We start from the raw sequence: 20,691 nt of genomic DNA, 5'->3' as shown, positions 1-20,691 counted from the left end.
TGGAGATTTTACGAACCAGGGCAGGTTATTACCTTCTTCTAATCTGCTGATAAGGGAATACAACCGTAGACTCATTGCCATCTTTACCTACGGCAGCCACTCCAAAGTAATAGTTGTCTATAACAATACCTTCCAGCGTATGTTCATTGACACCTGTTACATACACAAAATTATCCCATGTTGGGGAAGTGGTCAGTCTCCAGTAAATCTTATATCCGGCTACATCCGAATCGTCCGATGCCTTCCATTGTAAAGTGGTAGAAGGCTGCACTGCACCTCCAATTCTTACTTCTTCAGGGGCGGGAGGCGCCCAGGCCAGACCTGCTAGAGAGATGGCATTTACCGCTGTGAGCTTGGCCGCATAGTCAAAATTCACTCCTTCGATTACATCTCCGTATTTAATTCCGTTTTCTTCACGAATGTTCTGGTGTTGTCGGTTGTAGTTTTCGTGTGCCTCCATAATTCTTACACCGGCATAGCCCAAATCATTGAATGGTCTATGATGACCTCCTCGTCCGAACCTGTCCAACCGATATATCATCATTGGATTCATCTCTGGCATATAGGTCAATACCTGCTTGTGTATGTACCTTGCCAATTGCCTGGAGTTACCATCCACTTCTCCCCCTGTAAATCTGCGAGAGGCACGTTCACGGTCTGTTTCGTTGGCGGGTGTTGGCTCAGAAAATATTCTGAAACTTCGGTTATCAATTACCCCATCCACTCCTTCAATGTTGCCAATCATATCGTTATTAAGCACACCGATTATATTCCAGCCTTTTTCCTGGGCATAGCGAGCCAACCCTGCCCCTCCAAACAATCCTTGTTCTTCACCGGAAAGCCCCACAAAGGCAATACTGTTTTTAAACTTGTACTTAGAGAGCACCCGCGCAGCCTCAAGGGTGCCGGCCATGCCTGAGGCATTATCGTTCGCTCCGGGAGCATCTACTTCATAATCCATAGTATTAGACGCTCTTGAGTCGATATCGCCCGACATCATTACGTAGTTGTTTGGATTGTCTGTTCCTCGTAAAACCGCTACCACATTTACTATGTAGGCATCTTTCGGTACTCTGTTTCCCATTTCGGTAGTCACCAGGTCTTTTTGATAAAACACTTCTAAACATCCTCCACAGGCTTGTGATATTTTTTCGAATTCGGCTTTTATCCATCGCCTGGCCGCTCCAATACCACGGGTATCGGAAACCGTATCGGAAAAGGTATTCCGTGTACCAAAACCGGCCAGTTTTCGAATATCTGCTTCAATTCGGTCGGCTGACACAGATGAGATTATGTCATAAATTCGGGTATCAATAGCCGGAGGGGCCTGTTGTGCCTTTAGCGGAGTCATTAGCAAGGCCATACCCAGTGCACATACAAAGGTTAGTAGTTTTTTCATATCCATTTGATTCTCAGGAAGGTCAAAATAAGAAAGAATTCAACCGCCAAAAACGGATAAATGACCAATGGAAAAATTTCTTTAAAAAATGAATCCAACCGGTAGGGGTTTTGCGTTGTATGAGTGTGTTAGAGATGAGACTTTTCTAAGACAAAAGAATAATTTCTGACGACTGTAACAAATTTGGTACAATCATTGTCTTAAAACAGGGAGATCACAAATAAAATGAAAACAAAAACTATTTTACTCACAGCTGCTGTAATTGCCACCGGTCTTGGTATTTATAGTCTTGCGGGCAAGAAAATTGCGTTGCCAAAGAAAAAGGGCACTAGTAAATAAATCTTACACCAAAAGAGTTAAATACTGTTAAGTAGTTAGGCCTCGGGTTTTCCGAGGCTTTTTAGTTTGTAGAGTTTGGTATTTTTGCGGAACATTGTTTCTCATGAAAAAGCTTCTATTCATCTCCTTTTATCTCTGTGTGTTTGGGCTTTCACAAGGAAATGCACAGCAAACCGCTGACCCCCGAAGACATATCGATTCGGCCGTCTATTTTATGGACCTTGGCCAGTATAGTAAAGCGGATGATCTCTTTATGACGGCTTTGGAAAAAATTGATGTGCTCTCAGCCGATTTCTGTTTTTTCTTTGGTAAAAACTCTTTCTACCTGAATAAATATGCCCAAAGCATTGATTGGCTCAATAAGTATTTAGAGTTGAAAGGAAGCCGAGGCCAGTACTCTCGCGAAACACTCGATTTGCTGGAAAAGGCCGAAGAGGCTTTTAGAAACAACCGAAGCACGGGGAGTGTGGCCGATGTTAACGCCAAGTTTTTCTATCTGAACACTATTAATTGTGACGAGAAAGATCACATTGTCTGCCCGGTTTGTAAGGGAGATGATGTAATAACCCGAAGAGACCAATTCGGTGAAATACTCTACAAAACCTGCCCCTATTCTACCAATGGTGTACTCACCTGTGTAGAATTCAATCTACTCATTCAGGGTAATTTAAAACCTAAAAAGAACTGAGCTTATCCAGCGTAAGCTCAATAAGCTTCTGAGTAGTTTTTTCTGCCTGAGCAGAAAAGGTGCCCTGGGCTCTATTGGCTATAAGGGCATTCAGACTAATCATTTCATGACCCAGCAATTGTGCCATGGCATAGTAGCCTGCTGTTTCCATTTCAAAATTGGTAAACCTTCCCCAAGGGGTATCGGTTTTAGCCAGAGTTTCTAAAAAGCCGGGAAGCTTAGGTCGCAATCTTATTTCGCGCCCCTGAGGTGCATAAAAACCGGGTGCAGTTACTGTAACGCCCGTATACATTGTACTTTTAAACAAATCGAAAAGCACCTCCGAACCTTCAGCTATGTAAGGTTTAAAAGGAAGTTCCAGCACTCTCTGAATCTTATTTTCCGTGATTTGTTGCTCTTCACTTGTGATTCGCTCATAGAAACTCATGAGGCTATCCAATCCCAGTGCCGCTCTGGAAACCAAAAGGGTATCTAATGGAATATCAGGCTGCATACAGCCTGATGTTCCAACCCTCACAATTTTTAACTGACGCAGTTCTTTTCTGACCGTTCGAGTTTGAAAGTCTACATTCACCAGAGCATCCAACTCCGTCATGAGCAGCTCAACGTTGTCTGTGCCCATGCCGGAACTTATCACCGACACTCGCTTTCCACCCAGAAACCCTGTATGAGTAACCAGTTCACGGTTGTTGATCTGTAAGTCTATTTTATCAAAATAGCGACTCACTTTAGGCACTCGTTCCGGATCGCCCACAACCACTATGGTATCTGCCACCATATCAGGTTCCAGGTTCAAATGATATATCCTACCATTTGGGTTGAGAATGAGCTCAGACTCTGGAATTCTACGTGATGTCATTGAACAATTTTTGCGGGCTCTCTCTTAACCCCTTTCAAAGGGTTATAGTGGTTGGTATTTTTTTGGTAATAACCGGTGCCATCGTATGGTCTTCTGGCCGGGTTCTTTCGGCACTCCTCAGAGCAACACCCGTCCATTAACCACCCTGCTTCTTCCGACATGGGTATGTGTGCGTTGCACTCCGGATTGGCACAGTTCACCATTCGATCGGTAGGTTTTTCGGTAATATGGCATCGCGAAACAATGGTCGGGTTGACCTTGTTTACATCGGCCGTTATGCGATTATCAAATACATAGCACTTGCCTTCAAAGTCTTTACCCTCGGCTTCCAGCCCATATTTTATTATACCTCCATGCAGTTGATACACGTTTTCAAACCCTTGTTCTAAAAGGTATGCACTTGCCTTTTCGCATTTAATACCTCCCGTACAGTAGGTTACAATCTTTTTACCCTTTAAGTGTTCCAGCTCTTTCACTTTTTGAGGAAAGTCGCGAAAGTTCTCAATATCGAGTGTAAGAGCATTTTTAAATCGACCTACATTGTGTTCGTAATTGCTTCGTACGTCTAGGATAACGGTATCTTCCGGTTGCTCCTCAAGAATTTTTTTAAACTCAATGGGTTCTACATAAGCCCCGGTTCTTTCTCTGGGGTTAATATGCCGAAGACTGGAGTGTACTATTTCAGGTTTTACGCGTACATGCAATTTGGCAAAAGCCATTTGGTCGTGCGCTTCCACTTTAAATTCTGTATCGGCAAAGCGCGGATCTGACTTTACATAATCCATGTAGCGCTCACAATCTTCCTTTAACCCCGATACCGTTCCGTTCAGGCCTTCAGGAGATATAATGATTCTTCCTCTAAGGTTGTTTTCAATACAAAAGAGGTGATGTTCTTCTCTGTACGCTTCATAATCCTCGATTTGAGCGTAGCAGTAATACAATAATATTGAATACTTCTTTTCCATATGTTCTGCCCTATTGCTTGTAGGGTGAATTTCTAGTTCAAAATTTTATACTCCACGTTTCAAGTCGACTATGAACTTGAACCTTTGAACACTAAACTGCTTTGGCCGGATTTCCAAATACCGTTAGGCCTTCTTCCACATTGGCCACTACAACCGAACCGGCCCCTATTCGGGCGTTTTTACCTATTTTAATACCCGGTACTATGGTTGCTCCCGAACCAATAAATACGTTTTCGCCTATCTCGGCCTCGCTACCAATAACTGAGCCGGCTCCCACCTGCACCAAATCGCCCAATTTGGCGCTATAATCGATAGTGGCATTGGTATGAATAATGCAATGGTCGCCAATACGGGCATTGGCACCAATTACCACTCCACTATTGATGAACTCTCCATGGCCTACATGAGCCGAGGGAGCAATTTCTGTATTGCTATGAATGGCGTTTACGGGCATCATTTTTCGCCTTGTCTTAATGAGCTCTACCAGCCCTTTTCGCAAAGGCCGATCGTCTACGGCAATAAATGCCTCACACTTTTTACCGATCAACTTTAAAAAGCCATCGTCTTCGGTATGCCCCAAAATGGCCAGCTCTCCAATGGTTTGACCATGCAGCTCCTCCTTGTCGTCCAGAAAGCCATAAACGATGATATCATTGCTCTCGAATATCTCTACTGCTGCTCTTCCCAGTTCGCTGGCACCAAAAATTATAACAGGATTTTCCATAGCTTTTATTTGCGGGCTGCAAAGTTAGGGCTTTTCATGGCAAAAAGTAAGTTATGGCAAAAGCTTCTTGAGCTACTGAGGCTCAGCACCTTTAAGACCGAATGAGTTCTACTCCAATTTTACACTTGAGGCAATTGTTGTGCTTACAATACTCGTTGTACAACTCAATTAAACCCTGAGTATCGAAGCCCGAGTTGACATTCCACCCCAATTCATACCAACTACGAATAATATGGTTGTTTTCTACCGGCAAACTCATGAGCACATTCATGGCTTGCTCCAACATATCGGTTTCGTCTTTGTATTCGGAATAGGCTACCAACAACGGAGCTACTGTATTAATCATGAGATTGGAGATGGCAGACTTGGAGAGAAGATCGTTGCCTTGCTTGTTTTCAACCCCAAAGTTGAAGTGCTGCTGCCAATATGTACTTTGCTGTACCTGCAAGCGTTTTTGTAGCTCTCGGGTATTGGAAAAGTCTGTGAATAGGGAAAAGAGACTATGGTTTTTATGTACAAGTGCCGCCCATTGGGCTATTCGTACGGTTGGAAAGTTGGTTGGCCGAACCCCCGAGAAATGCCATTGGTTGAAACTTAACTGCGAATTGATAGCGTATTTTCTCTCCAAAAAGGTATACTCTCGCTTTAGCTCATAGGCATAGGATGAGGTGTGACGGGTATTGAGTAACCCGCTGGCCCCAAAAAGCAATGCTTCCCACTGCTTCAAGTCGCTGTGCTTGCGCAATACACGCAAAGGAACAGCCTGTGCCAGAGCCAGCATACTTTGAGCATTGGTTTTGAAACCAAAGCCCTGTGCTAGCCACTCATAGACTGATTGCTCCCAGTCTTGCTTATTCCTAACAAGTAACTCCTTAAAAAGTGCTCCTTTGCGTTGCAGCCGTTGAATCAGGGCAGCTTCCAGCATGGCTAGCTTGGTAACCGAGCGCACCTTTGGAAAAAGTTCGGCACAGGCAATTGGGTTATTGCTTTTAATAATTTGCTGATATCGGTTGAGTAAGCCGGGCTTTATAAGGCCCTTAAGTTCTACCGTAGGAATGGGTTTACCTTCGTTGTCACAAACCTGATAGTCGTTGAAGTAAACCAGATGCAGTACCACATTGCTGTAGTTCGGGTCGCCTTGATGCTTATGAGCTTTCCAGTCGGAGGATTTGATGTGAATTTCGACTGAGCCAGCCCATTGAATTCCGTTCACATCGACCAATGCCTCCTTAAAGTCAGGACCAGCTAATTGATTTACTACTCCGGGTTTTATAACAGCAACCGATTCACCGGCAGTTGTCCTAAGTGCTTTGGAGTTAAAATACTGATGTTGCCAAACGAAGTGTAGAAAGTCTTCTTTGATCATCGGTGTGTGCTTACACCGATGAATCTAGCAATATTTTTCCAAATAGTTAGCCATTTCTTGCTGAAGCTCACGGGCTTTGCTACCTGCTACAGATGCAAACGACTTGCTCCCATCGGCATAAATAATGCCCCGAGAAGAGTTGACAAGAAGCCCACACTCACTATTGAGCCCGTGCCTTGAAACCTCAGACAAGCTCCCCCCCTGCTCTCCTACCCCGGGCACGAGCAAAAAATGATTAGGAACAATCTGGCGAATATTGGTAAGGGCTTCCGCTTTGGTAGCCCCAACTACATACATGAGTTCTTCGTCTGAGCCCCAATCCTGGCTTTTCTTTAACACTCGCTCATAGAGTTGATCACCTTCTGTAAGGGCAAGATTTTGGAAGTCTTTACCCCCTGCATTAGAAGTGAGAGCCAATAGAATGACCCATTTTTCAGGAAAGTCCAGAAAAGGTTTTACTGAGTCTTCTCCCATGTATGGAGCAACAGTAATGGCGTCACAATTCATTTGCTCAAAAAATGCACGGGCATACATTTTGGAAGTGTTACCAATATCTCCACGCTTGGCATCGGCAATTATAAACACATCATCGGGCAAATAGGCTATGGTTTTCATAAGGCTTTCCCAACCTTTTAGTCCATGTGCTTCATAAAAGGCTATATTGGGCTTATATGCCACAGCATAGTCTATAGTTGCATCTATAATCTGCTTATTAAACTCAAAAAGCGGATCGTCCGCTTTTCGTAGGTGTTCCGGAATTTTATGAATGTCGCTATCAAGACCCACGCACAAATAAGATGCCTTGGCTCTGATTTGATCAAACAGTTGTTTTTTGTTCATTAATTACGAAGGTCTTCTTTGTATTGAACCGGGTTCTTTTCTTCGTCAAACTCGAAAAATCCCTGTGGAAAGGTTTTGTTGGGCGTAAACTTTGAGACTTCAAAAGCAGTCTTGGCTCCGTCATAATCAATGAGATCCCACGCCTTTAGGTAAGAGTCTTTCTGACCGATATACATGATCACATTGGTAAAGTCAGATTCCTTATCGGTAGAAATTAGCTCTATAACATGAACAAGCTCACCATTTATAGAGTCTTGCCTTTTATATTTGAAGCTAAAGCCCTGCTTATAAATGTCGTACACATTGGAGGGGTTAATGACGGCTTCCTCCGGCTCAAAATTACTAATGGTCAATTCCTGAGACTCTACAAGATAGGTCCATAGCACAGTGCCATTGCAATAGATATGCTGATCTTGAAACTTTATACGAAACTTCTCTTTCGATACCGAAGCCTCACCGGTTAACCGGGCCACAACTTCCGATTCGTTAAGAATTTTTTGCACGAACCCTATTTCAAAGCCTGGCATGGCTTTATAGACCGAACTCATTTTGTCTAAAATGGCTTTCGGATCCTGATTTTGCCCCACAGCTGCCAAGGAGGCAACCATCCAAATCATCACAATTAATACTCTTTTCATTCTTTTATCAATTTCTCGAAATCAGTTATTGCCCAGGTTGTTCAATAACTGTTCCAAACTGTATTCATCGGGAATTAAAACCTCTCTGGCTTTACTTCCTTCAAACGGGCCAACAATTCCGGCTGCCTCCAACTGATCAATCAGTCGGCCAGCCCTGTTGTATCCCAATTTGAGCTTACGCTGTATCAAGCTGGTACTTCCTTGCTGGTGTGCGACAATAAGGCGGGCAGCTTCATCGAACAGAGCATCTCTTTCCGACAGGTCTACATCGGCTCTTCCTCCACCTTCATCTTCGCCCACAAACTCGGGCAGCAGATAGGCTGAGTCATAACCTCTTTGAGAACCAATGAATTCACAAATTTCGTCTACTTCGGGCGTATCTACAAATGCACACTGCAATCTTATAATATCGGAACCCATAGACAGTAGCATATCTCCCTGCCCAATGAGCTGATCGGCCCCTCCAGCGTCCAAAATAGTTCGTGAATCCACTTTAGAGGTTACTCTGAACGAGAGGCGTGCGGGGAAGTTGGCCTTGATAATACCGGTAATTACATTGACAGACGGTCGCTGTGTGGCCACTACCAGGTGTATACCAATGGCTCTTGCCAACTGTGCCAGCCTAGCTATGGGGGTTTCCACCTCTTTACCGGCTGTCATCATCAAGTCGGCCAACTCATCGATAACCAACACAATATAAGGCAGGAAGCGATGTCCTTTTTCGGGGTTGAGCTTTCGGTCTACAAACTTCTTGTTGTACTCCTTAATGTTTCGGCAAGCCGCATCTTTTAGCAGATCATAGCGCTGATCCATCTCTATACACAGGGAGTTTAGTGTGTAGATTACTTTTTTGGTGTCGGTAATAATGGGTTCTTCATTGTCGGGCAACTTGGCCAGATAGTGCCGCTCAATCTTATTGAAGAGGGTAAGTTCCACCTTTTTGGGGTCTACCAACACAAATTTGAGCTGAGACGGATGCTTTTTGTACAGCAGGGAAGTAAGTATAACGTTTAGCCCCACGGACTTTCCCTGACCTGTAGCTCCGGCCATTAGCAGGTGGGGCATTTTGGCCAAGTCGGTTACAAATATTTCGTTGGTAATGGTTTTGCCCAGCGCAATAGGCAACGCCATATCGGAATTCATGAATTTATCGGTTGAAATAACCGAGCGCATGGAGACCATTTCTTTGTTTTTATTGGGCACTTCTATACCAATGGTGCCTTTTCCCGGAATTGGGGCAATAATACGAATACCCAATGCGCTTAGGCTCAAGGCAATATCGTCTTCCAGGTTTTTGATCTTCGAAATTTTAACCCCTGCTTCCGGCACTATTTCATAGAGGGTCACGGTGGGGCCAATGGTTGCTTTAATACTGGCTATGCCAATTTTAAAGTTGGTAAGCGTTTCTACAATTTTGTCTTTATTCTGTTGAAGCTCGTCTTTGGTTACCTGTATTTTACCCGTTGAATATTCATTTAGTAGGTCTACATTCGGAAACTGGAATTTAGGTAAGTCCAGTGTTGGGTCGTAGTGTCCTGCCTTTTCCACCAACTTTTCTGAGGCTTCTTTTATTTCTACCTCAAAAGCGGGCTCTTTGTCCTGACTCTTGGGCTGTGGGGTGTTTACCGGAGCAATTTCCAATTCTAGCTCATCGGTCTTCTCTTCCACTTGAGGCTTTGGTGTATTTTGGGCCGGAGTAGTAGAAAGGTTTATGGTTGGAGCCGATTCTTCCTTTTCCGGTTCCGAGTCTGCTTCTTCTTCGTCTTTTACAGTTACCACCCAGTTTTCGAGTGCCTCTTCAGACTCTTCTTCCATATCTTCTTCGGCTTCTTCCTCACTTTCCGGTTCTGTTGCTGTGCTCTTGGTTTCTGGCATTGAGTTATCTTTCTCAACAGGCCCTACTGCAGCTTTTTTCAGGCTCAACACCTCGGTAATGTTAAAGAAGAAGATAACATACACCAATAGAGTAAAGGCAAGAAAGAGAATGGTACCATAGCCTAAAAGACCATCGAAGAATAACGAAAGCTCGTATCCCATACCCCCGGAGTAGAAACTCCACTCCGAAACAGAATCGTCTGACCGGATCATTGACCCCATAAGCAGGCTTATCCATACTAAGAAGAACAGGGTTGTAACCAAAGCCCGTGAAATTTTCATGAGTTCTTTGCCCCATACAATCTTATACCCCAGAATGAACAGGAAGGGAGGAATAAGGAACGCCCCAATTCCGAACCACGAGAAGATGAGTTTATGGGCTGTGAGTGCCCCCAGAAGCTTCATCCAGTTGGCTACCTCTTGCCCCAAAGATTTTACAGATTCTCCTTTATCGAAAAAGGCTTCTACAACACTCTGATCGGCCTTACCCGTAAACAAATAGCTGAAACAAGAGAGGAAAATGAATACCGAAGCCAACAACAGAAAGAATCCGAGAGAGAGCTGAAACCTTCTATCCTTTAAAAAGGGGATTTTAAGATTTAGCGATAGCTTCTTTTTAGCCTTAGCCTGTTTTCCCTGGTTACTCTTAAATGTATTGGACTTGTAGGTATTTTGGGCCATTGAAAAATTTTAAACCAGTTTGTACGAAGTTAAAATGAATTTTGGAAACCGCACATTGGCACTAGCCTCTATCGTGCGCTTTTTTCCAACGAAGAATTCCTTTGTTAATTTTCTTCACCATTGCCGGGCCTTCGTAAATAAACCCTGTGTATACCTGAACGAGCGTTGCGCCTGCCTCCAACTTCTCAATGGCATCGCGGGCAGTAGATATACCCCCTACCCCGATGATTGGAAAAGCTCCGGCCGATTTGGTGTGCAAGTAACGAATAACTTCGGTAGACTTTGACCTTACGGAAGCACCACTTAAACCTCCGGCTCCTATTTGCTCAACCGTTTCTGCCGGAGTGCTTAGCCCCGCGCGGTCTATAGTAGTGTTTGTGGCTATAACACCATCAATGCCCGTTTCCTTTACAATATCAATAATATCGTCTAATTGTGAGGTAGTTAAATCGGGAGCAATCTTAAGCAAAATAGGTTGACTGGCCCCGGCTTGCCGCTTGCGATCTTGCAAGGTATTGAGCAGCGCAGTAAGAGGCTCCTTATCTTGTAGTTCTCTCAGGTTGGGAGTATTGGGCGAACTCACATTTACCACAAAGTAATCTACATAAGGCAGTAGGGCGTTGTAGCAATACACGTAATCTTCTACCGCCTCGTGGTTGGGGGTTACTTTGTTTTTGCCAATGTTTCCTCCAATTAGAACGCGGGTTTTCTTCTTTCTGAGTCGTTCGATAGCAGCCTCCACCCCTTCATTATTAAATCCCATACGATTGATAAGGCTTTTATCATCGGGCAGCCTAAACAACCTGGGTTTGGGGTTACCTTCCTGAGGTCTGGGGGTAAGAGTTCCTATTTCAATAAACCCAAATCCAAATGCCTCTAACTCGTTGAAAAGGCGCGCATCTTTATCGAAACCGGCTGCCAACCCCACAGGGTTTGGAAACTTGAGCCCCATGCACTCTACCTGTAGGTCAGGATGCTCGTATCGAAATAAAGCACGACACATAGCCTGAACACCCGGCCAGCTAAATGTTTTCTTTATCAGGTTGAATGTAGAATAGTGAGCCGGCTCTGGATTCTTGAGAAATAAAAACGGACGAATGAGAAACTTATACAAGGCTGAAGATTTCGGGCAAAAATAAGTGAGTTGAAGCAGAATTGAAATTTTAAGCTACCCTTTCAACTATTTCCAAAAATTGTTTTGGCGATTACTCGAATATGTCTGAATTTGATAAAAATCTTAAGATAGATGTACGAGAAGATACTTGTGCCGGTAGATTTTACGGACAAAACCATAAAAGCTCTGGATGTAGCCAAGTGCATTGCCAAAAAAACCAATGCAGAAATTGCGCTTATTCATGTAGTAAAGGCTGCCCTGGCGGTATATATGGACGAACTGGGTATATACAAGAGTAAGTCTAAAACAGGGCAAAAGTTTCTGGAAGAGATTATAGAGCAGAACGAGCGCAAGATGGAAAAGTACATGGAGAAGCTCGAATCAGAAGGGTTGAAAATCTCATATAAATTAAAGATTGACAGTTCGCCCGATAAGATTGCCGAGCTGGTGGCCGAGGAAGGCTATGACCTGACCATAGTGGGCAACTACGAACACCAGAGGTTCGATGAGTTCCTTAAGAAAACCCACCCGGAGCGTATCGCCAAACTGGCTCAAAACCCGGTAATCACGGTAAACCACACTGATGAGACCTTTAGCCCTAACCGAATATTGGTGCCTACGAATTTAGAGGATGACTGCACTCAAAAAATGAATGACCTGCTGGCCTTTGCACAAAAGTTTGAGAGCGAACTACAGTTTGTATTTGTAAACACTCCCGCCAATTTTCATACCACGCCACAAATTAGAAAACGCAGCCGAATCTGGTTCGAAAAACACGGGCTCAGCGGACATCAGCTGCATGTATATAATACCAAGCAGCTTCAGAAAGGATTGCTCAACGCAGCAGACTTCTACGAATCGGACATGATCGCTCTGTTTTCGAAACACTCCGAGTCGCTGCGCGATCTTATTAAGGGAAACATTACGGAGTACCTCATTACCAGGTCAGATATTCCGGTAATGACATTTAACCTTAATCAAGCCTGATGGAATTACCTTTTGAATTTTTAAACTATACATCATACGGTTGGGTAAACCTAGCCAGCTACGTCATAGGCATATTCTTTATTGCCTACATTTTGTTGCGAATGCTCAGGGCTATTCTCAAAAAATTCATCAATAAGTCGAGCGATGAAATGAGGGTAGACCCCACCAAATACACATTTTTGAGCAATGCCCTGGGGTTTATTATTTACACCATAGCCCTCATTGTTATTTTTCTTACCATCGATGAGCTCAAAACACTAGGTGTAACTCTTTTTGCTGGTGCGGGTATTATAGCCGCCATTATTGGTTTTGCCTCCCAGGCCGCCTTCTCCAATATAGTGAGCGGTATCTTCATTGTTATTTTTCAACCCTTCAGAGTAGGCGATATCGTTAAAATAAGCTCCAGCTACTCCGGGGTGGTAGAAGATATTACCCTAAGGCACACCGTAATCCGCGATTTTGAAAACAAAAGACTGGTTATTCCCAATTCTGTAATAAGTGCCGAAACCATTCATAATTTTAATATTGTAGATGAAAAGGTCTGCAACCATATATTCTATGGTATCAGTTATGACTCTGACATAGACCTGGCCATAAAGATCATTCAACAAGAGGCCATGAAGCATCGCCATTTTATTGACCAGCGCAGCGATGAAGACAAGGCCCGTAAAGTGCCGCCTGTAGTGGTGCGCCTTATCGATTTTGGAGAGTCGAGCATAAACCTTAGGGCTAGTGTATGGACAGAAGACCCTATGAAGGGTTTTGAATTAAAGTGCGATATTAATAAGTCAATCAAAGAAAGATTCGATCGTGAAGGAATTGAAATACCTTTCCCCTACCGAACTATTGTCTATAAGGAGGCGAAGAAAAAAGAAAGCTGAAACCAGTGTAGTTTCTAAAAAGCTCAACCAAATGCCCGGCTCGCTAATTTATACGGGCGAGCAGCATGTAGACAAGGTAAGTCTGGACCTAATAATGTTTAATGCCGACCACCTGGAAGAGCGTAGCCTTAATCTTAATGAAGTATCTACCGTGAAAGGCAACGGGCATGTAGCCTGGCTCAATGTGGTAGGCCTACACGACACGGAGTATATTAAGACCATTGGCGAAGCTTTTAATATTCATAACCTGGCTATGGAAGACATTCTGAATGTACACCAGCGGCCTACTTTCGATGAATATGACGACCATTTCTTTATTGCTACTAAGATGTTCCGAACCGCTCAGGAAGCCATTATCTCTGAGCAAGTGAGTATGATTGTGGGTGAAGGCTACATCATTACCTTTCAGGAAAAGTCGGGCGATATTTTCGATGGTGTAAGAAACAGGCTTCGTAATGCTAAAGGGCGTATTCGAACCAGACGATCGGACTATTTGGCCTTTGCCTTACTCGATGTAATTGTGGACCACTACCTGGCGATTATTGAAGAGTATGGCGATGAAATTAATGAGCAAGAGGCCCGGCTACTGGGCAACTACAATAAGGGCATTCTCAACGACCTGAACCTGAGTAAAAAAGAAGTTAACTATCTGAGGCGCTTTGCCCGGCCACTGCGCGATACGGTGATTAGCTTCAACAAATCGGATCTTCCGGTCATTGACAAAAAAACACGCCCTTTCTTAAAAGACTTACACGACCATATAACCAATGTTACTGAAACCATTGAGGTATATAGGGAAACCATAAACGACAACCTCAACACCTACCACACGCACATGACCAATAAATTAAATGATGTGCTTAAAGTGCTCACCATTTTTTCTGTGGTGTTTATTCCACTCACCTTTATGGCGGGTATATATGGAATGAACTTCGAGCACATGCCGGAACTAAGTTATAAATACTCTTACCCCATTTTCTGGGGAGCTATTGTTATTGTTGCGGCAGGCATGATCTACTACTTCAAGCGCAAACGGTGGTTATAGTTTGGGGCTTGTTGGTTCATGGTTTTTAGTTTATGGTACAAAGTGGCTGTCTGTATTTTTTTATTAATGCTCGGATTTGGTGATTTTAAATTATTCGAATGTTAAAACGGTATCTTATTTCAAATACAGACACTGAACTTATAATCATTAAGAATCCGGCAAGGGCTAAAGTTAATTTCTACCTTATTCTTCTTTTTACCATCATATGGTATGTTGCTCTAATTAGAGGTCACAAAAGCACTACAGATAGTTGGGGGTTTATTTTTTATCTCGTCCCGCTTCTGCTTATACCCCAAGCGTTTAAATATTTAACTTCTGGATTCTCTTCCAGCAAAATTACCTTTTCCAAAAACACGCGAACAGCGGACATCTACGGCAAAAAGCGGATCAAATTTGATGACGTAAAAAAAGTACTTGTCGATTATCCTAACAAGTACGTTATCGATGAGTGCACGCTACATCTGGTATTGTTTAATGGCGAGAAGGTTCAAATAGATCGATCAGATGCCAATTTCAACTCCGAGATAATTCAAACTGCCAGATCAATTGCCCGGGTTCGGGGAGTGACTATAGAAGATAAACATCCCTATGAAGAGAAATTATAACCTGTTCAAGGCTCCAAACGTAATATTCCGGGTCGACCACTAAATGAGGAATTACCCCTCCTTACCACTCTCGCTTAAAGGTGGGCTTTATAATGCCTTCCATCACTTTGGATTATAAACCATAAACCAATTTTTCTAATGAGCCCTTGGCTTCATCACTTGCCCAAGCTCATTTTACCCCACTTTGAACCCTGAACTAACTCCGTGGATGAAATTCCTGAATCACCTGCCTGAGGTAGTCCCTGTCAAGGTGGGTATAAATTTCAGTGGTGGTAATAGACTCGTGACCAAGCATCTCCTGTACGGCCCGAAGATCGGCTCCTCCTTCTATCAGGTGGGTAGCAAAAGAGTGCCTGAAGGTATGTGGGCTAATAGCCTTTTTGATGCCGGCCTTTTGCACCAGATTTTTAATCATAATAAAGACCATTTGACGGCTAAGCTGCTTACCATTTCTATTGAGAAACATAAACGTCTCGTGCCCATGCTTAATATCCAGGTGTACGCGTACTTCTTCCATGTACAGACGAATATACTTTAAGGCTTCGCGGCCTACCGGTACAAGTCGCTCCTTACTACCCTTACCTAAAATGCGTAAAAAGCCCACATCGAAATGCACATTAGACAGTCTAAGGCCTGTAAGCTCCGAAACCCTGAGTCCTGAACTATAAAGCGTCTCCAGCATGGCTCTATTACGCATTCCTTCGGGAGTAGAGTGATCGATTGCCGCGAGTATCTGATCTATTTCTTCAACGGAAAGCGTATCGGGTAGCTTTCTTCCCAGCTTAGGAGACTCTAAAAGTTCGGTAGGGTCTGTTTCTAAACCACCTTCATAAACCAAAAACTTGTAAAACGACTTTAGGCCAGAGATAATCCGTGCCTGAGAATAGGCACTCATTCCCAACTCATTAATGAATTCTACAAAGTTCTGTAGCTCAACCATGGTAACCTGTTGAGCCGTTTTTTCAGAGTTATTCAACTCCAGAAACTGCTTAAACTTCGTTACATCGCGCACATAAGCTTCCACAGAGTTGGGGCTCAACGAACGTTCGAGCTTAAGGTAGTTTTCATATTCCTGAATGTATATATCCCAGGCCATTTTCAAGTTTAATGAATTAGCTCCATCAGAAGCGTCATTCCGTAAATTTTCTTCCAAAATTATAGAGAAAGGAAAATGTCCGGAATCTCTTCAATTCCAAAATGAGGAAAATGTCTTAGTTTTAGCCCTATGAAGATCATCATCATCAACGGTCCGAATCTGAATTTGCTTGGGGTAAGAGAGAAAAGTGTCTACGGAAACAAAAGTTTTGAAGATTACCTTAAGGAATTGAAGCTAAAACACAGCGATCTGGATTTGGAGTATTACCAAAGTAATGTGGAGGGTGAACTGATCAACAAACTACACGAAGTTGGTTTTTCATACGATGGTATAATCCTGAATGCAGGAGCCTATACCCATACTTCTGTAGCCATTTCCGATGCGGTGGCTGCCATTAAAACCCCGGTGGTTGAGGTACACATTTCCAATATCCATGCCCGTGAAGAGTACCGTCACCTAAGCCTGATCACCGCCAATTGTGCCGGTATGATTACCGGTTTTGGATTGAAGGGTTATGAGATGGCTCTTTACTATCTCAAGGATTGTTAAGATTTGTTCATTTAGGTAACGATTTCGACAGAAAGACTTAACCTAATTCTTTGCCCGATTCCCTAGCTTTGCAAAAACATTTTGCCATGCTGGACTTTACGCAGATACTATCCGTAACCCTGATTCTTTTTTCAGTAATAGACATTCTTGGCTCTATACCCATTATTATTGACCTAAGAAAAAAAGTAGGTCATGTACAATCCGAAAAAGCCACTATAGTAGCCGGCATCCTCATGATACTCTTCCTGTTTGCCGGAGACAACCTGCTTGCTCTTTTTGGTATCGATGTAGGTTCATTTGCCATTGCCGGTTCCATCATTATGTTCATTATTGGTATGGAAATGATTTTGGGTAGGGCTTTTTTTAAGAATGAACCCACGGCCTCCAACAACACCTCTGTAGTTCCCATAGCCTTCCCCTTAATTGCAGGGGCCGGAACCCTAACCACCCTTATATCCATTAAGGCAGAATACGATGAACTCAACATTCTTGTCGGTATAATTATTAATCTGGGGTTTGTTTATCTGGTTTTAAAATCTACCAACTGGCTGGAGCGCAAAATTGGCGAAGGCGGCATAGGTATTTTGCAGAAGATATTCGGAATAATTCTGCTTTCCATTGCCATTAAGCTCTTCAAAGACAATATTGCGAACCTATGATCACCATCTACACCGATGGCTCCTCCAGAGGCAATCCCGGACCGGGAGGCTATGGGGTTGTCATGAAGTTCAGAGAACACAGAAAGGAAATATCTCAGGGTTACCGAAAAACCACGAACAATCGTATGGAGCTACTGGCCATTATTGTTGGCCTGGAGGCTATAAAAGTACCCAATGCCCCCGTCAAAATCTATTCAGACTCTAAGTATGTCATAGACTCTGTAACTAAAGGCTGGCTCTGGGGCTGGATTAAAAAAGACTTTAAAGGCAAGAAAAACAAAGATTTGTGGCTACGCTTTGTTGAAATATACAACAAGCACAGGGTGAGCTTTCAGTGGGTTAAAGGCCATGCAGGAATTCCTGAAAATGAACGATGCGACCAACTGGCTGTACAAGCCGCAGAAGGTTCCAACCTGCTGATTGATGAAGGCTTTGAATCAGGGCTTTATTCTTAGAGCTCAAAGTCGATGGTTCAATGTTCAAAATAGGAGTTTAATCTAATGTGGGCAAAGACAAGCAGTGTATCCAAGTTCCCTTTGGGAGATTTTGGGGAAGTTGGTTCTGGTTTCAATGAGCTTTGAACTTAAATCATTCAAACGTAAACCCGGCCATGGCAAATACCTTCTTCCGGTTCAAGCAATTTAAAGTAGAACAGGCCCAATGTGCCATGAAGGTAACCACCGAAGCCTGTATTTTTGGAGCACTTTCTGCTCAGCTTTCACAACCTCATAACCCAAATCGTATATTAGACATTGGCACTGGCACCGGTCTGCTCGCCCTCATGAAAGCTCAGCATACGCAGTGCGCTATAGATGCTGTAGAAATTAACGATGAGGCTTTTCTACAAGCGCGTGAGAACTTCTACGTCTCGCCATGGAAAAACAGATTGTCACTCTTCCACACAGACATAGACCATTTTGAGCCCAATACGACCTATGACCTTATCATTAGCAATCCTCCGTTTTTTGAAAATCATCTTCAGGGAGGAAATTCTGCCAAAAACCAGGCCCTGCACACCAACACGCTAGGTTATCATCAGTTAGCTGTTTGCATCAATCGCTTGTTATCTCCCAAGGGCAATGCTCACATACTTCTGCCTCCACAACCAATGCAGGTTTTCGAAGCTCTGGCAAAGGATTTGGGCCTATATACTCAGCAAAAAGTGAGTATCTATAACCGGCCCGGTTCGGCTCTTTTTAGAGAAGTGGTGAGTATTGGACGAACACCAATCAATACAACAAAGCAAAACTTTATCATTCGGGAGGTGGGGAATGAATACTCCAAAGAATTTGTTGGGCTGCTACAACCCTATTATCTGCATTTATGACCCATTATACTATTCCTGCCAACACCAGAATTGGCCATGTGCATTTAAAAGTATCTGACTTAGACCAGTCTATCCACTTTTATTGTCACCTGCTTGGTTTTGAAATTATACAGCGCATGGGTTCACAGGCAGCCTTTATTTCAGCCGGAGGTTATCATCATCACATTGGCCTCAACACCTGGCAAAGTAAGGGTCAACCTCCAGCGCCCAGTCACCATCCGGGGCTTTTTCATACAGCCATTCTCTACCCAACTAGAAAAGACTTGGCCACTATTTTTCGCAGACTGTTAGATGAAGGCTACCCTTTTACCGGCTATGCAGACCATGGAGTATCTGAAGCTTTATATCTCAACGATCCGGATGGCAACGGTGTAGAGCTATATTGGGACAAACCCAAAGAACAGTGGCCTGTCAATTCTCAGGGAGAAATAGCCATGTATACCCGGCCTCTCAACACCCAAAGCCTGCTTCAGGAATTAGACGATTAGCCACTCTTAAATTGCAGCCCTAGAATATTTGCAATAAATTGTGCGCCTTTAAACTGTTTGTATGGAAATTTTGGGAATAGACGTTGGCGGTAGTGGTATAAAAGGAGCCATTGTAGATACCGAAAAAGGCAAGATTATATCGGACCGAATTAGAATTGCTACCCCAAAACCCTCTACTCCGGGAGCTGTTGCCGATGTGGTGAGGGAAATCAAAGACCAATTAAACTGGAAAGAAAACATAGGCGTGGCCTTCCCCACAGTGGTGGTCAACGGAAAGGCCATGTATAGCAGCAACCTGCACAAAAGCTGGAAGGGCACTCAAATAGACGATCTCTTTTGTGAGTATTCCGGAGAAACAGTAACTGTTATTAACGATGCCGATGCGGCCGGTATAGCCGAAATGCGGTTTGGAGCCGGAAGACACCATCATGCCGGTCTGGTTATAGTGGTAACCATTGGCACTGGTTTGGGTAGCGGAGTTTTTTGGGACGGTCAGATTATCCCCAATTTTGAGCTGGGCCGTATGTTCTACAAAAACGGAGAACTTATTGAATACTACGCAGCAGATTCGGCCAGAAAGCGAGAAGACCTGAGCTTCGAAGTGTGGGGCAAGCGGCTTAACAAATTCCTAAAACATGTAGAGCGCATTCTTACTCCGGACTATATTATTTTGGGAGGTGGAGTGAGCAAACACATCCATAAGTTTCGGGATCAAATAGAAATTAATACTCCATTTGTAGTTTCAGAAAAACTCAACAATGCCGGAATCATCGGTGCTGCTGTAAATGCAGCCGATCACCACAAATAATACCTTACAGGTAAAACAAATCGTCCGGGTCTACAACAGCAGGAAGAATAAGCTCCCCCTGGTTAATAAACCGCTGCATACCCAACATTACTTCAAAAGTAGGCTGATGAAGGTGCTTGGGTATTTTGTATAGGCGTTCGTCCTTCTTCTCGAAAGGCGGTTGTATTTTGGCCCCAAACAAATGAGGCAAAAGTATTTTAGAGCAGCTAAAAGCTATACGGTCGAACTCGTGCTCCTGAAAATGCCTTGAAACCCTCTCGTTTATATTCTCGAAAAATTCAATTCCACTTGCCAGTCTTATTCGGCTTCCTGCTCTGGACTTCCCCTTGGTCTTTAAGTGCTTTATCTGGCTTTTCCCCTGCTTTTTCCGAACCATATAAGCCGTAAACACTTTGTGCGAAAGGCAGTCTTCTCCATTAAATACACCTACAGAGGCGCTTCCTGTCTGCACCAACAACATCAGGTATTTAACCACCTTTTGCTCTTGCATTTGCCCGTTGGGTTCAAAAAACAGGGTAATAGGCAACCGAAAGGAAAAGGGAAGACCTTCCTGTTCCCATTCCAGCCTGTGTTTCTCAAAATCATAGCTCATTGGCACAGAGGCCTTGTACAGTTCCTGCACTACTTCTACCACCGCATCGCGCTTCAAAAACTTCGATTGCACATCCATCTGACCAGCAAATTATGGTTCACGCTTCACTCTGGAAAACTATTCTTATAATTTTGCAAGAATTACAAGAAACATACGTTTTTCCCAA

22 protein-coding genes are annotated in these 20,691 nt (G+C 43.5%); 11 read left to right on the top strand and 11 right to left on the bottom strand.

Annotation, left to right across the window (positions count from 1 at the left end; genetic code table 11):
- Window positions 1-28: 28 nt before the first annotated feature.
- Complete coding sequence (locus IE164_RS08085) at window positions 29-1,399, bottom strand: M28 family peptidase (RefSeq protein ID WP_189629706.1); 1,371 nt, start codon at window positions 1,397-1,399, stop codon at window positions 29-31.
- Window positions 1,400-1,841: 442 nt separating this feature from the next.
- Here IE164_RS08085 and IE164_RS08080 point away from each other — a divergent pair, with 442 nt between their 5' ends.
- Window positions 1,842-2,426: a tetratricopeptide repeat protein gene (locus IE164_RS08080; RefSeq protein ID WP_189629705.1), complete on the top strand. Its 585-nt coding sequence runs from the start codon at window positions 1,842-1,844 to the stop codon at window positions 2,424-2,426.
- Here the strand turns inward: IE164_RS08080 and IE164_RS08075 are convergent.
- The 8 genes from IE164_RS08075 to IE164_RS08040 form a co-directional block, all read right to left on the bottom strand.
- The gene (locus tag IE164_RS08075; RefSeq protein ID WP_189629704.1) at window positions 2,413-3,285 is read right to left on the bottom strand and encodes a nucleoside phosphorylase; all 873 of its coding nucleotides are present in this window, start codon (window positions 3,283-3,285) and stop codon (window positions 2,413-2,415) included. The two genes, IE164_RS08080 and IE164_RS08075, sit on opposite strands and share 14 nt — an antisense overlap.
- A complete protein-coding gene (trhO, locus tag IE164_RS08070) occupies window positions 3,282-4,250 on the bottom strand; it encodes an oxygen-dependent tRNA uridine(34) hydroxylase TrhO (RefSeq protein WP_189629703.1) in 969 nt (322 codons plus the stop codon). The genes IE164_RS08075 and trhO overlap by 4 nt, the downstream gene beginning before the upstream one ends.
- A gap of 91 nt (window positions 4,251-4,341) precedes the next feature.
- On the bottom strand, window positions 4,342-4,974 hold the full coding sequence (locus IE164_RS08065; protein ID WP_189629702.1) for an acetyltransferase: 633 nt from the start codon (window positions 4,972-4,974) through the stop codon (window positions 4,342-4,344).
- 91 nt (window positions 4,975-5,065) lie between these two features.
- Window positions 5,066-6,340 carry a DUF2851 family protein gene (locus tag IE164_RS08060; RefSeq protein ID WP_189629701.1) on the bottom strand — a complete coding sequence of 425 codons (1,275 nt, stop codon included), beginning with the start codon at window positions 6,338-6,340 and terminating at the stop codon, window positions 5,066-5,068.
- Between the two features lie 24 nt (window positions 6,341-6,364).
- On the bottom strand, window positions 6,365-7,180 hold the full coding sequence (gene pyrF / locus IE164_RS08055) for an orotidine-5'-phosphate decarboxylase (RefSeq protein WP_189629700.1): 816 nt from the start codon (window positions 7,178-7,180) through the stop codon (window positions 6,365-6,367).
- On the bottom strand, window positions 7,180-7,818 hold the full coding sequence (lolA1, locus tag IE164_RS08050) for an outer membrane lipoprotein periplasmic chaperone LolA1 (protein WP_189629699.1): 639 nt from the start codon (window positions 7,816-7,818) through the stop codon (window positions 7,180-7,182). The genes pyrF and lolA1 overlap by 1 nt, the downstream gene beginning before the upstream one ends.
- Before the next feature lie 21 nt (window positions 7,819-7,839).
- A complete protein-coding gene (locus IE164_RS08045) occupies window positions 7,840-10,374 on the bottom strand; it encodes an FtsK/SpoIIIE family DNA translocase (RefSeq protein WP_189629698.1) in 2,535 nt (844 codons plus the stop codon).
- Between the two features lie 61 nt (window positions 10,375-10,435).
- Window positions 10,436-11,488, bottom strand: coding sequence for a quinone-dependent dihydroorotate dehydrogenase (locus IE164_RS08040; protein ID WP_189629697.1), 1,053 nt, complete (start codon window positions 11,486-11,488; stop codon window positions 10,436-10,438).
- A gap of 132 nt (window positions 11,489-11,620) precedes the next feature.
- On the opposite strand from IE164_RS08040, the gene IE164_RS08035 reads away from it, so the two are divergent.
- The 4 genes from IE164_RS08035 to IE164_RS08020 all read left to right on the top strand — a co-directional run bounded on the left by IE164_RS08035 (window position 11,621) and on the right by IE164_RS08020 (window position 15,006).
- On the top strand, window positions 11,621-12,475 hold the full coding sequence (locus tag IE164_RS08035; RefSeq protein ID WP_189629696.1) for a universal stress protein: 855 nt from the start codon (window positions 11,621-11,623) through the stop codon (window positions 12,473-12,475).
- Window positions 12,475-13,356 carry a mechanosensitive ion channel family protein gene (locus tag IE164_RS08030; protein ID WP_189629695.1) on the top strand — a complete coding sequence of 294 codons (882 nt, stop codon included), beginning with the start codon at window positions 12,475-12,477 and terminating at the stop codon, window positions 13,354-13,356. The genes IE164_RS08035 and IE164_RS08030 overlap by 1 nt, the downstream gene beginning before the upstream one ends.
- Window positions 13,286-14,401: a magnesium/cobalt transporter CorA gene (gene corA / locus IE164_RS08025; protein WP_189629694.1), complete on the top strand. Its 1,116-nt coding sequence runs from the start codon at window positions 13,286-13,288 to the stop codon at window positions 14,399-14,401. Before IE164_RS08030 ends, corA begins: the two co-directional genes overlap by 71 nt.
- Window positions 14,402-14,499: 98 nt before the next feature.
- A complete protein-coding gene (locus tag IE164_RS08020; protein ID WP_189629693.1) occupies window positions 14,500-15,006 on the top strand; it encodes a hypothetical protein in 507 nt (168 codons plus the stop codon).
- A 196-nt stretch (window positions 15,007-15,202) separates the two neighbouring features.
- On the opposite strand, the gene xerD is transcribed toward IE164_RS08020, so the two are convergent.
- Window positions 15,203-16,102, bottom strand: coding sequence for a site-specific tyrosine recombinase XerD (gene xerD / locus IE164_RS08015; RefSeq protein ID WP_189629692.1), 900 nt, complete (start codon window positions 16,100-16,102; stop codon window positions 15,203-15,205).
- A gap of 129 nt (window positions 16,103-16,231) precedes the next feature.
- Here xerD and aroQ point away from each other — a divergent pair, with 129 nt between their 5' ends.
- From aroQ to ppgK, 6 genes are all read left to right on the top strand, one after another.
- A complete protein-coding gene (gene aroQ / locus IE164_RS08010) occupies window positions 16,232-16,651 on the top strand; it encodes a type II 3-dehydroquinate dehydratase (protein WP_189629691.1) in 420 nt (139 codons plus the stop codon).
- 86 nt (window positions 16,652-16,737) lie between these two features.
- Window positions 16,738-17,310: a MarC family protein gene (locus IE164_RS08005; RefSeq protein ID WP_189630058.1), complete on the top strand. Its 573-nt coding sequence runs from the start codon at window positions 16,738-16,740 to the stop codon at window positions 17,308-17,310.
- On the top strand, window positions 17,307-17,765 hold the full coding sequence (gene rnhA, locus IE164_RS08000; RefSeq protein ID WP_189629690.1) for a ribonuclease HI: 459 nt from the start codon (window positions 17,307-17,309) through the stop codon (window positions 17,763-17,765). The genes IE164_RS08005 and rnhA overlap by 4 nt, the downstream gene beginning before the upstream one ends.
- A 155-nt stretch (window positions 17,766-17,920) precedes the next feature.
- Window positions 17,921-18,637: a tRNA1(Val) (adenine(37)-N6)-methyltransferase gene (locus IE164_RS07995; RefSeq protein ID WP_189629689.1), complete on the top strand. Its 717-nt coding sequence runs from the start codon at window positions 17,921-17,923 to the stop codon at window positions 18,635-18,637.
- Complete coding sequence (locus IE164_RS07990) at window positions 18,634-19,125, top strand: VOC family protein (RefSeq protein ID WP_189629688.1); 492 nt, start codon at window positions 18,634-18,636, stop codon at window positions 19,123-19,125. Before IE164_RS07995 ends, IE164_RS07990 begins: the two co-directional genes overlap by 4 nt.
- A 61-nt stretch (window positions 19,126-19,186) precedes the next feature.
- Window positions 19,187-19,933: a polyphosphate--glucose phosphotransferase gene (gene ppgK / locus IE164_RS07985; protein ID WP_189629687.1), complete on the top strand. Its 747-nt coding sequence runs from the start codon at window positions 19,187-19,189 to the stop codon at window positions 19,931-19,933.
- 4 nt (window positions 19,934-19,937) lie between these two features.
- Here ppgK and IE164_RS07980 read toward each other — a convergent pair whose 3' ends face one another.
- Window positions 19,938-20,603 carry a VLRF1 family release factor gene (locus IE164_RS07980; RefSeq protein ID WP_189629686.1) on the bottom strand — a complete coding sequence of 222 codons (666 nt, stop codon included), beginning with the start codon at window positions 20,601-20,603 and terminating at the stop codon, window positions 19,938-19,940.
- Window positions 20,604-20,691 lie beyond the last annotated feature (88 nt).

This window comes from Roseivirga thermotolerans (assembly GCF_014653175.1).
In the GTDB taxonomy this organism is placed as follows: Bacteria; Bacteroidota; Bacteroidia; order Cytophagales; family Cyclobacteriaceae; genus Roseivirga; species Roseivirga thermotolerans.
This window is presented reverse-complemented; position numbering and strand designations above follow the sequence as displayed.

Coding starts and splice junctions, on each gene's coding strand:
- IE164_RS08085 (WP_189629706.1), bottom strand. CDS start 1,399: ATGAAAAAACTACTAACCTTTGTATGTGCACTGGGTATGGCCTTGCTA.
- IE164_RS08080 (WP_189629705.1), top strand. CDS start 1,842: ATGAAAAAGCTTCTATTCATCTCCTTTTATCTCTGTGTGTTTGGGCTT.
- IE164_RS08075 (WP_189629704.1), bottom strand. CDS start 3,285: ATGACATCACGTAGAATTCCAGAGTCTGAGCTCATTCTCAACCCAAAT.
- trhO (WP_189629703.1), bottom strand. CDS start 4,250: ATGGAAAAGAAGTATTCAATATTATTGTATTACTGCTACGCTCAAATC.
- IE164_RS08065 (WP_189629702.1), bottom strand. CDS start 4,974: ATGGAAAATCCTGTTATAATTTTTGGTGCCAGCGAACTGGGAAGAGCA.
- IE164_RS08060 (WP_189629701.1), bottom strand. CDS start 6,340: ATGATCAAAGAAGACTTTCTACACTTCGTTTGGCAACATCAGTATTTT.
- pyrF (WP_189629700.1), bottom strand. CDS start 7,180: ATGAACAAAAAACAACTGTTTGATCAAATCAGAGCCAAGGCATCTTAT.
- lolA1 (WP_189629699.1), bottom strand. CDS start 7,818: ATGAAAAGAGTATTAATTGTGATGATTTGGATGGTTGCCTCCTTGGCA.
- IE164_RS08045 (WP_189629698.1), bottom strand. CDS start 10,374: ATGGCCCAAAATACCTACAAGTCCAATACATTTAAGAGTAACCAGGGA.
- IE164_RS08035 (WP_189629696.1), top strand. CDS start 11,621: ATGTACGAGAAGATACTTGTGCCGGTAGATTTTACGGACAAAACCATA.
- IE164_RS08030 (WP_189629695.1), top strand. CDS start 12,475: ATGGAATTACCTTTTGAATTTTTAAACTATACATCATACGGTTGGGTA.
- IE164_RS08020 (WP_189629693.1), top strand. CDS start 14,500: ATGTTAAAACGGTATCTTATTTCAAATACAGACACTGAACTTATAATC.
- xerD (WP_189629692.1), bottom strand. CDS start 16,102: ATGGCCTGGGATATATACATTCAGGAATATGAAAACTACCTTAAGCTC.
- aroQ (WP_189629691.1), top strand. CDS start 16,232: ATGAAGATCATCATCATCAACGGTCCGAATCTGAATTTGCTTGGGGTA.
- IE164_RS08005 (WP_189630058.1), top strand. CDS start 16,738: ATGCTGGACTTTACGCAGATACTATCCGTAACCCTGATTCTTTTTTCA.
- rnhA (WP_189629690.1), top strand. CDS start 17,307: ATGATCACCATCTACACCGATGGCTCCTCCAGAGGCAATCCCGGACCG.
- IE164_RS07995 (WP_189629689.1), top strand. CDS start 17,921: ATGGCAAATACCTTCTTCCGGTTCAAGCAATTTAAAGTAGAACAGGCC.
- IE164_RS07990 (WP_189629688.1), top strand. CDS start 18,634: ATGACCCATTATACTATTCCTGCCAACACCAGAATTGGCCATGTGCAT.
- ppgK (WP_189629687.1), top strand. CDS start 19,187: ATGGAAATTTTGGGAATAGACGTTGGCGGTAGTGGTATAAAAGGAGCC.
- IE164_RS07980 (WP_189629686.1), bottom strand. CDS start 20,603: ATGGATGTGCAATCGAAGTTTTTGAAGCGCGATGCGGTGGTAGAAGTA.